General features: G+C 49.9%; 8 protein-coding genes. 5 read left to right on the top strand and 3 right to left on the bottom strand.

The window, feature by feature from the left end:
• Positions 1–23 precede the first annotated feature (23 nt).
• Both udk and apbC read right to left on the bottom strand, forming a co-directional pair.
• Positions 24–662: a uridine kinase gene (gene udk, locus K5621_RS09050; protein ID WP_100142708.1), complete on the bottom strand. Its 639-nt coding sequence runs from the start codon at positions 660–662 to the stop codon at positions 24–26.
• Between the two features lie 12 nt (positions 663–674).
• The gene (gene apbC, locus K5621_RS09045) at positions 675–1,790 is read right to left on the bottom strand and encodes an iron-sulfur cluster carrier protein ApbC (RefSeq protein ID WP_100142709.1); all 1,116 of its coding nucleotides are present in this window, start codon (positions 1,788–1,790) and stop codon (positions 675–677) included.
• A gap of 159 nt (positions 1,791–1,949) precedes the next feature.
• On the opposite strand from apbC, the gene metG reads away from it, so the two are divergent.
• Positions 1,950–3,980: a methionine--tRNA ligase gene (gene metG / locus K5621_RS09040; protein WP_221050985.1), complete on the top strand. Its 2,031-nt coding sequence runs from the start codon at positions 1,950–1,952 to the stop codon at positions 3,978–3,980.
• Positions 3,981–4,080: 100 nt separating this feature from the next.
• On the opposite strand, the gene K5621_RS09035 is transcribed toward metG, so the two are convergent.
• Positions 4,081–5,205, bottom strand: a complete 1,125-nt coding sequence (locus K5621_RS09035; protein ID WP_221050984.1) for a beta-ketoacyl-ACP synthase III — start codon at positions 5,203–5,205, stop codon at positions 4,081–4,083.
• Between the two features lie 458 nt (positions 5,206–5,663).
• Between K5621_RS09035 and cysK the strand changes: the two genes are divergently transcribed.
• The 4 genes from cysK (at position 5,664) to K5621_RS09015 (ending at position 12,255) form a co-directional block, all read left to right on the top strand.
• A complete protein-coding gene (gene cysK, locus K5621_RS09030) occupies positions 5,664–6,632 on the top strand; it encodes a cysteine synthase A (RefSeq protein ID WP_221050983.1) in 969 nt (322 codons plus the stop codon).
• Between the two features lie 326 nt (positions 6,633–6,958).
• A complete protein-coding gene (locus K5621_RS09025) occupies positions 6,959–8,029 on the top strand; it encodes a methyltransferase (protein WP_221050982.1) in 1,071 nt (356 codons plus the stop codon).
• A 91-nt stretch (positions 8,030–8,120) separates the two neighbouring features.
• Entirely contained in the window at positions 8,121–9,128 is a 1,008-nt protein-coding gene (locus K5621_RS09020) for a TDT family transporter (RefSeq protein ID WP_221050981.1), read from the top strand.
• A 424-nt stretch (positions 9,129–9,552) separates the two neighbouring features.
• Positions 9,553–12,255, top strand: coding sequence for a TonB-dependent receptor (locus K5621_RS09015; protein WP_221050980.1), 2,703 nt, complete (start codon positions 9,553–9,555; stop codon positions 12,253–12,255).
• The last annotated feature ends 452 nt before the right edge of the window (positions 12,256–12,707 follow it).

Here is a 12,707-nt window from a genome sequence, read left to right as displayed (position 1 = left end):
TCTAGCTCCTTGGATACTTGTGGTTATTTCGCCAGCAAATGCTGGATTCTGGCCTTGAGAATATCGGTGGCAATCCGGTTCTTACCGCCCCTTGGCACTATGATGTCGGCATACTGCTTTGAGGGTTCGATAAACTGCAGAAACATGGGCCTTACTGTTTTTTGGTACTGGCTGATCACAGACTCCATGGTGCGGCCACGCTCGGCCACATCACGGGTCAGACGCCGCAGTAGACAGATATCCAACGGTGTGTCCATAAACACGCTGGCATCCATCAGTTCACGTAACTTAGGGTCGGTCAGCAGCAGAATACCTTCGAGGATGATGACCTTTTTAGGGGTCATCTTCAAGGTATCGCTGGTGCGGGTATGCTCGGCATAGCTATAGCAGGGAATATCCACCGCCTGCCCCTGTTTGAGCGCTACCAGGTGAGTGCTGAGCAGTTCATGATCCAACGCCTTGGGATGGTCATAGTTGGTCTTGACCCTCTCCTCCATGGACATATGGCTCTGATCCCGATAGTAGGCATCTTCATTGATAACCCCAATCTGATCTGTCCCTAAGTCTCGGCATAACTCTTCAAATATGGTCTTGGCGATCAAACTTTTACCTGACGCCGAAGCCCCTGCTATCCCGATAACGACACACTGTGGCGAATTCATGCTGCTAAAACCTTACTCATCATCTGCTATTGCGATTGAAATACCGCTGTGATTCTTTTGCTTTGCCAGTTGGGCACCCACACGGCGGGCGATATCCCGGTAAATACCGGCCACTTCACCCTCAGGCGCGGCCACCACAGTCGGTGCACCGTTATCCATATCCTCACGGATATTGATATGCAGAGGTAAGGCGCCCAGTAAAGGCACTTGATAGCGTTCGGCTATCTTGCTGCCACCATGAGTACCGAAAGGATGCTCTTTATGGCCACAAGCAGGGCAGAGATGGAAGCTCATGTTCTCCACGATCCCCAACACAGGGATATTCACCTTCTGGAACATGGTGATGCCCTTCTTGGCATCGGCCAAGGCGATATCCTGAGGCGTAGTGACTATCACGGCGCCGCTGACCGGCACTTTCTGCGACAGCGTCAGTTGGATATCCCCTGTGCCCGGAGGCATATCAATCATCAGGTAATCGAGCTCAGGCCACTGGGTTTCATTGAGCAGTTGCACCAGGGCGCCAGCGGCCATAGGGCCACGCCATACCGCGGCCTGATCGTCGGTCAGCATGAAACCTATACTCTGGGCGCTGATACCATGGGCCGCAGCGGCTGTCATATGCACGCCATCGGGGGAAACCGGTCTGAATGTGGGGATCCCCAGCATCAATGGAATGGAGGGGCCATAGATATCGGCATCCAAAATACCCACCCGGGCACCTTCGGCCGCTAGGGCCAAAGCTAGGTTAACCGCAGTGGTTGACTTACCCACACCGCCCTTACCGGAAGCAACGGCAATCACCTGCTTCACGTTGGGAATAGGGTCAATATTGCCTAGGGCCGAGTAACTGAAAGGCTCAAAGCCAATCTCACACTCCACCTCATCGATGGCATCGAGCTTGGACAATTCATTGGTCAGCGCAATCACAGTGTCGCGATATTGGGTCTGACAAGGATATGGATACAAGATGGTCAGCAACAGCCTTTTACCATCCAAATCCAACTTACGAATACAACCGGCATCGACTAAACCCTGGGCCAGGTATGGATCCTGAAACGCATTGAGAATGGCAAGAACCGGACCGAGCAGATCGTCACTGAGACGATAGTCCTGAGAAGCAGAAGACAAAACGCAATCCCCTTTTGATAAATTTGGCCAAGTGTACCAGATAATGATGCGAATATTAGAGTAGAATTAACCCACTCATGTCAGGTTTTGATGAAAAAGCTGGATTAATCGGTTAGTATCTATGCCATTCTTTCAGGGCCTAGATTTAACAGAGAAAAGATGGCAACTACACAACGTAAAATCCTTGTTACCAGCGCGCTTCCATATGCCAACGGTCCCATTCACTTGGGCCACATGCTCGAGTACATACAGACAGATATCTGGTCCCGCTTCCAAAAACTCCGTGGCCATGAGTGTCATTATATCTGTGCCGATGATGCCCACGGTACACCTATCATGCTCAAGGCTCAGCAGATGGGGATCCAACCCGAAGAGATGATCGCCAAGGTCAATCAAGAGCATCAGCAGGATTTTGCCGAGTTCAATATTGCCTTTGACAATTATCACAGCACCCACAGCGAAGAGAACCGCCAGCTGGCCAGCGAGATCTACCTCAAACTGCGCGATAACGGCTATATCAAGAGCAAGACTATTTCCCAGCTGTTCGATCCGGAAAAGTCCATGTTCCTGCCGGACAGATTCGTCAAGGGCACCTGCCCCAAGTGTAAGTCTGAAGATCAATACGGCGACAACTGTGACGCCTGTGGCGCCACCTACAGCCCAACCGAGCTGATCAATCCGCGCTCGGCGGTATCCGGTGCCACCCCTGTCATGAAAGAGACAGAGCACTTCTTCTTCGATCTGCCCGCCTTTGAAACCATGCTCAAAGAGTGGACCCATTCAGGTTCACTACAGAGTGAAATGGCCAACAAGCTGGATGAATGGTTCGAGCAAGGCCTGCAGCAGTGGGATATCACCCGTGATGCGCCCTACTTTGGCTTTGAGATCCCTGATGCGCCGGGCAAATACTTCTATGTTTGGCTCGATGCGCCTGTGGGCTACATGGGTTCATTCAAGAACCTCTGCGACAAGCGCCCGGAGCTGAACTTTGACGAGTTCTGGAATGCAGACTCAAAGGCCGAGGTGTATCACTTCATCGGCAAAGACATAGTCTATTTCCACAGCCTATTCTGGCCGGCCATGCTCAAAGGCGCCGGCTACCGTCAGCCAAGCAGTGTCTATGCCCACGGCTATGTCACGGTCAACGGCGCCAAAATGTCCAAGTCCAAGGGCACCTTTATCAAGGCGCGTACTTACCTGGATCATCTGGATCCTGAATATCTGCGCTACTACTATGCCGCCAAACTCTCCAGCCGTATTGACGATCTGGACTTGAACCTGGAAGACTTTGCCGCCAGAGTCAACTCAGATCTTGTCGGTAAGCTGGTAAACCTGGCGAGCCGCACCGCCGGCTTTATCGTCAAGCGTTTTGACGCCAAACTGGCCAAAGTAGAAGACAACAGCCTGGCCGAATCCTTCCTGGCCAAACAGGAGCTGATCGCCGAGCTTTATGAAGGTCGCGAATACGGTAAGGCGATGCGTGAAATCATGGCGCTGGCCGATGTCGCCAACGCTTACGTTGCCGATGAAGCTCCTTGGCAATTGGTGAAAAACGAAGAAACCTTGGCCCGCGCCCATCAGGTATGCTCAGTGGCGCTGAATTTGTTCCGTATTCTGGTGACTTATCTTAAGCCGGTACTGCCGCGCTTGGCCGCCGATGTTGAAGCCTTCCTCAAGCTGGAACTCAGCTGGAGCGGCTTGGCAATGGATATGGCCGGTCACCAAATCAACCCATTCAAGCCTATGATGCAACGTATCGAGCTCGATAAGGTGAGCGCCATGGTGGAAGCCTCCAAGGAAAGCCTCCAAGCAACCGAGGATACGCCCAAGGCCAGCGGTCCATTGGCAGATGACCCTATCAGCCCAACCATAGAGTTTGACGACTTTGCCAAGCTGGATCTGCGGATTGCGCTTATCAAGAAGGCCGAGCATGTCCCTGAAGCCAACAAGCTGCTCAAATTACAGCTGGATCTCGGCGGCGAAACCCGTCAGGTCTTTGCCGGTATCAAGTCGGCTTATGCGCCGGAAGATCTCGAAGGCAAACTGACAGTAATGGTGGCCAACCTGGCTCCTCGCAAGATGCGCTTTGGTCTATCTGAAGGCATGGTGCTGGCCGCAGGCCCGGGTGGCAAGGATCTGTGGATCCTTGAGCCCCATGAAGGTGCTCAGCCTGGGATGCGAGTCAAGTAACCCAAGAGCAATCGCCAACTACCGTTGACCCGGTATTGATAAAGGCCTGCCCGAGTACTTCGGTGCAGGCCTTTTCATTTCCCAGAGTGGAATGGTGTCTCTAACAGGCTCTGAGGATCAGGCTGCCGATGGAGTAACCCGCACCAAAAGAGCTCAACAGGCCCAACTCGCCAGGCTTGAAGTCATGGTGATATTTATGGAAGGCGATCACCGAACCGGCCGACGCCGTGTTGGCGTATTGATCCAGTACCACAGGTGCCTTCAAAGGCTCCGGGATTTCACCCAAGAGCTTTTTCACCACAAACTGATTCATATTGATGTTGGCCTGATGTAACCACAGACGCTTGAACTGCTCAGGCGTTATGCCGGATTCCTCGAGCTGCACATCCAGATGTTGATATATCATGGGCAGCAACTCTTTGAATACCTTGCGCCCCTGTTGATGAAACAGCTTATCGGCCGCACCGGAAGTCGAGGGATCACAGCGGTTGAGGAAACCAAAGTTACTGCGGATATTATTCGAGTAGTGGGTAAAGCAGCGGCTGGAGAGGATCTCAAAGGCAGATCCGGAACGGCAATCAACAGCAGACTCCAACACCAGCGCAGTTGCCACATCCCCGAAAATAAAGTGGCTGTCGCGATCCCGATAGTTGACCTGAGCCGAGCAGATCTCTGGGTTAATCACCAACACCCGCCGGGCGCTACCACTCTTGATAGCATTGACCGCAGTGACTAAAGCAAAGGTCGCCGATGAACAGGCCACCTGCATATCAAAGCCGTAACCTTGGGTGCCAAGGGCCTGTTGGATCTCTATTGCCATCGCCGGATAGGCCCGCTGCGTATAAGCGCAGGCAACGATAATCAAATCAATGTCACCCGGCTTGCAATTGGCGCTCTCCAGCGCCTGTTTGGCCGCATGCAAGCCCATTTCGGCCTGCAGGGACAAGCTGTCGCTGGCACGTTCAGGGATCAACGGCATCATGACTTCAGGATCTAAAATCCCCTCTTTGACCATCACAAACCTGTGTTTGATCCCTGAAGCCTTCTCGATAAACTCACTCGATGAGTAATTCAGCGCCGCCACATGGCCAAGATCTATCTGCGCCCGATTTTCGTTATTGAACAGGTCAACATATTGATTGAAGCTGTCCACCAATTCTTGATTGGTAATTCCTTGTGCAGGGGTAAACAGCCCGGTGCCGGAAATGACAATCGCATCCTTCATAGCCTACCTTCTTATTGTTTTTTGAGTCGCCCCGCTTACCCGATAAGGGTTTCCTGTGGGTTAACTCAGATCCATTGCAGTTGAGCTGAAATATGATGTTCGTTATCGCCAGCAATCGCGCCGCAAACAAGCTTTCAGCCGACAAGGAACCAAGCCATTACCGCACTCCCTGCACGATAAAGGCATTCCATCAGCCAAAGCTTAACATCTATTGTCACTAACACCGCAGCCCAGCTTACTTTTTGGTTAAAATCCAGTCAGCAGCTACCCGCCGACCAGCGCATATTGAGCAAAATGGCCACTTGCGGGTCTCGGGTTCCCCCGGCCAGACCTCTAGCATTACAAATAACAGCAAATCCTTTAATAACCAAACGGAATAAAGAAGAACAAAGATTCACTTCTCTTTGATCTCATAGGGATTATGCTTTAGGGATGCAATCAAAGGAGGCCTGCAAGCCATGAGCAAAATTTTCGAAGATAACTCCTATACCATAGGCAATACCCCGTTGGTTCGACTCAACCGAGTCAGCAACGGCAAAGTACTGGCCAAAGTTGAGTCTCGCAACCCCAGTTTCAGCGTAAAATGCCGTATCGGTGCCAACATGATTTGGGATGCAGAAAAGAAGGGCTTGCTGACCAAAGAAAAAGAGCTGATTGAACCCACCTCAGGAAATACGGGCATTGCGCTGGCCTACGTTGCCGCGGCCAGAGGTTATAAGTTAACACTGACCATGCCAAATACCATGAGTCTTGAGCGTCGCAAGTTACTCAAGGCTCTGGGAGCGAACCTGGTACTGACCGATGGTGCCAAAGGCATGAAGGGAGCCATTGATAAGGCGGAGGAGATCCGTCAATCTGCACCGGATAAATATCTGCTACTGCAGCAGTTTGACAACCCCGCCAATCCTGAGATCCACGAAAAAACCACAGGTCCTGAGATCTGGAACGATACCGATGGTCAAATCGATGTATTTGTGGCCGGTGTCGGTACCGGTGGCACCATCACAGGTGTGAGCCGTTATATCAAGAACACTCAAGGCAAAGCCATCACCACAGTTGCCGTTGAGCCAAGCGACTCGCCGGTGATCAGCCAAACTCTGGCAGGCCAACCTTTGCAGCCGGGTCCTCATAAGATCCAGGGCATTGGTGCCGGTTTCATTCCTGGCAATCTGGATCTGGAACAGATAGACAAGGTAGAGCGGGTTGGAAACGATGAAGCCATAGAAATGGCCCATCGTTTGATGAAAGAGGAAGGCATTCTGGTGGGTATCTCTTCCGGTGCCGCCGTCGTTGCCGCTAACCGCATCGCCGCCCTGCCGGAATTCGCCGATAAGAATATCGTTGTTATCCTGCCATCGGCTGCCGAGCGTTATCTGTCATCGGCTCTGTTTGTCGGCCAATTCGGCGATCAGGAAAACGTACAATAAGAGTAAGCTGTAGTTGCCAGCCCCGTCCCATGACGGGGCTTTTTGTTGCCAAGGCTATGCTTCTTTGGATAGCTTCATTTAAATCCACCACAGCTTTGGAGCAACCGCTGCTTTAGAGTAACCAAAGCCAAGAGAATGCAGCTGACCACTATCTGTTATTGTCAAAACAGGCACAGCGGTATCTAGCTCAATGGCGATATCCGATTCGAATTGGCATTAATCCCATATTTGCCTTCTTGATCATAATTTTATACAGCCGGTCTGTACTTGTTTTTGGCTTTGGGCGATAAAGCTCTTTTTGGACCTTTCCCTCGGCTCTCAAGACAATGCCCTTTTTCAGTGAACCCGCCAAGCTCAGTGCCTTTCAGGCCAAATTTGAAGCACAAAAAATCGCCTTCGCTCCCGTCAGCTTTCAAGTTACCCGCTGCCTGCTGCAGTTCGACATCCTCAAACATATAGATGCCGCCGGCGATGAGGGCACCGACCTTGAGACACTCAAAGATAAAACCGGGCTGACAGCATATGCCTTGGGCGTGCTGCTGGATATGGCCCTTTCCATGGGGCTGCTTTGGCATAAGGGAGACAATTACATCCTCGACAAAACAGGCTGGTTTCTGCTGCATGATGATATGGCCGCCACCAACCTCAATTTTATCCACGATATCTGCTACCAAGGTCTGTTTCATCTGCAGCAAGCGCTGGAACAAGGTACGCCTGAAGGCTTAAAGGTCTTCGGTGACTGGCCGACCATCTACCCCGCACTGAGCCAGTTACCAACAGAGGCCAAACACAGCTGGTTCGCCTTCGACCATTATTATTCAGACCATGCCTTTGACAGCCTGATGCCGCGCATATTTGCCAATGGACCGACTCATTTGGTGGATATCGGCGGCAATACCGGCAAATGGGCCTTGAAATGTGCCAGCTACAACACACAGTGCCGGGTAACCATAATGGATCTTGCTCCCCAGCTTGAGCTGGCCGCCGAAGCCGCAAAAGCCGCAGGTTTGAGCGAGCGGATATCCGGCCTGGCGTGCGATCTGCTAACCCCAGACGGCCCCTTCGTAACCGATGGCGACCTCTATTGGATGAGCCAATTCCTCGACTGTTTCAACGAAGCACAAATCCTGGCCATACTGCAGGCTTGTGCCAAAGCCATGCCAACGACAGCCGAACTCTGCATTCTGGAAACCTTCTGGGACAGGCAGCCCAATGCCGCCTCCGCCTATTGTGTCAATGCCACCTCGCTCTACTTCACCGCCATGGCCAACGGCAACAGTCGTATGTATCACTCCAAGGTACTACTGAAACTACTGCAACAGGCCGGTTTCTACGTCGATGAAGATATCGATGACATAGGGCTTGGGCATACACTGCTACGCTGCAAACTTAAATAAATTTGAATCTTTGGATAACTTAATTCCAATTTTATTAATCAAAGGCCGATTTTAGACTAGGAGCATCAAATAGGAATCTAGAGGTCACAGCATGAAACTTGTAGCCACTACCACTGAAGAACTCAGCACTCGCGAGTCCAAGTTCAGTAAAGCCGCCTTCAGGCGACTGCCAAGCCCGCTGGCAGGATTAGCGCTGGCCATCGCCAGCCTGGGCTGGGCATGGGAAAGCGTGTCAGCGGAATTTCCCGGCCTGGCATTGGGCGCGGCGGTTGCCGGTGTATTACTGTTACTGTTGACGGTCAAGTTCATTCTGCATCCTGAATTACTGAATGAAGAACTGCGCCACCCTGTGGTCGGCAGTGTGCTGCCCACCTTTGCCATGGCACTGATGGTGATCTCCAAAGCCGTTGGGGTCCATCTTCCTTTGTGTGGCTTTCTGATCTGGTTGACGGCTATCGCCATTCATTGCTGTTTGCTGGCGGCCTTTGTGCTGCATAGAGCAATGGACTTCAACCTGGAGCATATGGTGCCCAGTTGGTTCGTGCCCCCTATCGGCATGGTGGTGGCAGCCGTGACCTTTCCCGGCGCCGAAGCCGGCGAGGTAGGCGCTCAAATCGCTCACATAATTCTGATGTTCGGCCTGGTGAGTTACTTGGTGATGCTGCCTGTGATGCTGTATCGCTTAATCTTCTGTAATCCGGTCGCGGATGCCGCCAAGCCTACCATAGCGATTCTGGCAGCACCGGCCAGCCTGTCTCTGGCCGGCTATTTGACCCTGACTCCCGAGCCAGAGCTTTGGTTGGTTGCTCTATTGCTGAGCCTGGCCCTGCTGATGACCCTGGTCATCTATCTGGCCTTCCTGCACTTGCTGCGACTGCCATTCAGCCCAGGGTTTGCTGCCTACACCTTCCCGATGGTGATAGGAGCCACAGCGCTACTGAAAACAGCCGCTTGGTGCAACAGCCAACCCATGCTGCAATCGCTGAACAAGCCATTGATGTTACTGGGTAATATTGAGCTGGTGATAGCCAGTGCCATTGTCGGCTACGTTGCGGTCAGCTACTTAAGACATTACCGCCCCTGGTCTAGTGAAAACTAAGCTCATCCCTTGGCTGCAAAAGCGTGATACGCATCACGCTTTTGCAATTTATCGGCTGTGGAATAAAAAATATTAAAACCTGTTTCATCTCCTCAAAAAATTAAAAAATACTTCCGCCAACCCATCAATCAAACATAAAAGTCACAAAAAGCTTTTCATCCAATACACAATTAAAGAATATTTCACCGATTAATATGATTAATTAATCGCCTCGCTCAATAAAAACAAGAAATATACGGCATACGTTATTTTTTTTGATAATAAAATGAAATAAATAAGTTTATTATAAATTTAATTACATCTGTATTATTCATGTTGCACTTTTTATTTCGCCGAGGTTATATTCCCGATACATCCGGAAACATTATTTAATTAATTCGGATAAGAAAAACAAAAAGCACACATAAGTATCAGGGAGAAAGAAATGCAAGCTAATTCTAAATTAGCCAAAGCAATTAATTTTGCGCTAATTGGCGGTACAGCAATAAGTGTTCTGTCCATCCCCACTGTTCAGGCCGAAGATGATGGCGCAAAAGTAGAACGCATTGAAGTTACAGGTTCACGTATTAAACGCACCGACATGGAAACGGCAACGCCGGTAACGGTAATGAGTGCCGATGATATGGCCAAACAAGGTTTCACCAGCGTTCAAGACGCGTTGGAAAGCCTGACCTCAACAACCAGTGCCATGACGACTCAAGCCGTACATGGGTTTACCCCAGCAGCCTCGTCCATCAGCCTTAGAGGTGCAGGTGCAAGCCGCACTCTGACACTGATCAATGGCAAACGCCTTAATCAATATCCTAAGCCTGCCGGGGGCACAGATAACTTCGTTGATACTGCTAACCTACCAATGGAAGCGGTTGCACGCATTGAAGTATTACAGTCTGGTGGTTCAGCAATTTATGGTGCCGATGCTGTTGGTGGTGTGGTTAACATTATTCTCAAAAGGGACTTCGAAGGTATCGCCCTGAAATATCGTCATGGCGATACAACCAATGGAGGCGGTGCCAGTGACCGTATCGCACTGTCATTAGGGGCATCCAGCGACCGCGGTAATATTTCTACCTTTATTGAATTCACAGATACTGAACAATTAAAGGCAACTGACAGAGATAACTTTGGCCTACATACAGACAAAGTGCCTTACAGTGAATTTTCAGCATACAGTTCTTACGGAGCAAGGATTAAAGGTCCTGATGGCAGTCCTGCTGTCGGTAGTCTGCCTATGGAGCGTTGTGTCGCAGAAGGTTTTTTATGGAATAACGGCACTTGTGGCTTCGATCGTTCACAATGGCGTGATCTGGCACCAGAGAGCAATCGTTTTATCAGCTCCACCAACTTCAATTATGAATTGTCTGACAATTTGACCTTTGTTGGACGCCTCGACTTTGCGCAAGCCAAATCTACAACCCGCGTAGAGCCCATGGCCACAGACAACTTTAACGTCAAAGTTGCCGGTGATACTTTGACTCTCACTACAGATATGGACGCCAACCTGAGCAAAACGTTCAATAAGGCGAGCGGTCTTGGGGGCGACTTCGCTAACGCAACAGACGGCGACTATACCTATATACGTCGTTTGCATGAATTTGGCCACCGTGCAGGAGAGACCAACACTCGTAACTATTTCTTCACCGCAGGCCTCGAAGGCATGTTGGCCGACACTTACACTTGGGATGCCTCTGTCAACTATGGTCGTACCAATGTGGATGTCTATAGCAGTGGCCTTGCCAGTGTTGCCAATATGTACAATTACATAGCTCAGGGCAAAGATGGTGTTTCTTTGTTGGCGCCTATAGCGGCGGCGGATGTTAAAAACATTAGCTATTCACCTTTCGAGCGCGCTCAATCGACCCAGAAAAACGTTCAAGCCAATATTTCCGGCCCAGCATTTGAACTGCCAGCCGGCGATGCCGAGTTTGCCTTTGGTGCCGAATGGACCAAACAGGATTACGAAACAGAATCGGATTCAGAATCCGCTAAAGGTAATATCCTCAGCCGAGGCGGTTCGTCAGGTGCAGGTGAACGCTCATTTTGGGCAACTTATGCCGAACTTCGGATACCTGTAACAGAACAACTGGTCGTTGATGCCGCCGTACGTTATGACAGATACGATGACTTTGGCGGAAACGTGTCTCCCCAGTTGACCATAGAGTATCGTCCTATCGATGAGTTGCTGCTGCGCGGCGCCATAGGTAAAGTATTCCGAGCCCCAGACATGCACAGAGTATATGGTGATGCCACCAAGGGCTACGCCACTGTCATAGACTTCAAACAATGTCAGGCATTGGGCGGAATACCGGGTGAAGCCTACGAAAACGATCCAACCCTGAATGAAGTCTGTAAAGAACTCAGTATCGACAGCACCACCGGAGCCAATAAAAACCTGAAAGCCGAAGAAGGCTACACGGCTAACATAGGCGCAGTATATGGCGGTGATGCCCTGAACGCCTCTTTGGATATCTGGGAATGGAAACTGGACGACATGGTAAGTGATATCGGTCCAGACAAAGCCGCTCGTGAATATGATACATACGCCGATATGATCACCCGTAACGACGTGGGCACTATCACTCATATCAACGCAGTAGCGCAAAACCTGGCGTTCCAAAAAGTTCGAGGCATAGATCTTACCGCCGGTTATGGTTGGGATCTGAACGAATTTGGTGAACTTAAGCTGAATTTCAACGGAACCTATATCCTGTTGTCAGAAGGTCAAACCGATCCGACTGCTGAAGTTGATGACGATCTGGATGATGGCGGTATGCCACGTTACCGTGCCAACCTAGTACTGGGTTGGTATATAGAAGACTTCGAAGCAACGCTGGGAGCCTACCATACCGCCCGTATGCATGGCCTGCAGTACAAATCATTCAAACGGTCAGCCATCAAAAACGGCGAGCTATTTGATGAAAATGCTCATGAAGTCGCCTCTCAAACACGTTGGAATTTAACTGCCGCCTACAACATCAGCGACAGCATTAAACTCACCGCAGGTGTGGTCAACCTGTTTGATGCGGGTCCTAACTTTGACCCAACTTATACTACATGGCCTCACTACCCACGTTCCATATATAATGCCCGTGGACGTGAATGGTTTGTCGAAGCTGAAGTCAAATTCTAACCCTTCAGCTTTCTTGAAAACGGCACCTTGAGTGCCGTTTTTTTATGTAACCAAGGTTTCGAAAGTCTCTTGTTATCTCTCTTAAACTGCAACACAACAGACAATCCCTTCAGGCAATGAATTCTGCCATTAAAAAATAATTCGTTGACCATACTAAAACCTACATTGCAATAACCACTTTGATGACGTTACCTCAACCACAAACCGAATAGCACACCCTAAAAATAACGATTCCGAACATCATAAATAGCAACAACTTGTTAGCAATTTGTTTTTAATTTGAAACAATTTAACGCAACAAAAGTTATTATTTAGCTTAAAAATGTTTGTTTACACCTTTATTACAATAAAAAACAACCAAACAGCATTTAACTACTTGTATTATTTGTTTCCTGATGGTTACATTTTGTCGCCAATGACTCACATTCGGCACAAATAAATACAAAAAGACA

The sequence above is a fragment of the Shewanella carassii genome, assembly GCF_019670705.1.
GTDB classification, from domain to species: domain Bacteria; phylum Pseudomonadota; class Gammaproteobacteria; order Enterobacterales; family Shewanellaceae; genus Shewanella; species Shewanella carassii.
The sequence above is the reverse complement of the archived record's forward strand: the minus strand, read 5'-3'. Positions and strand labels throughout refer to the sequence as shown.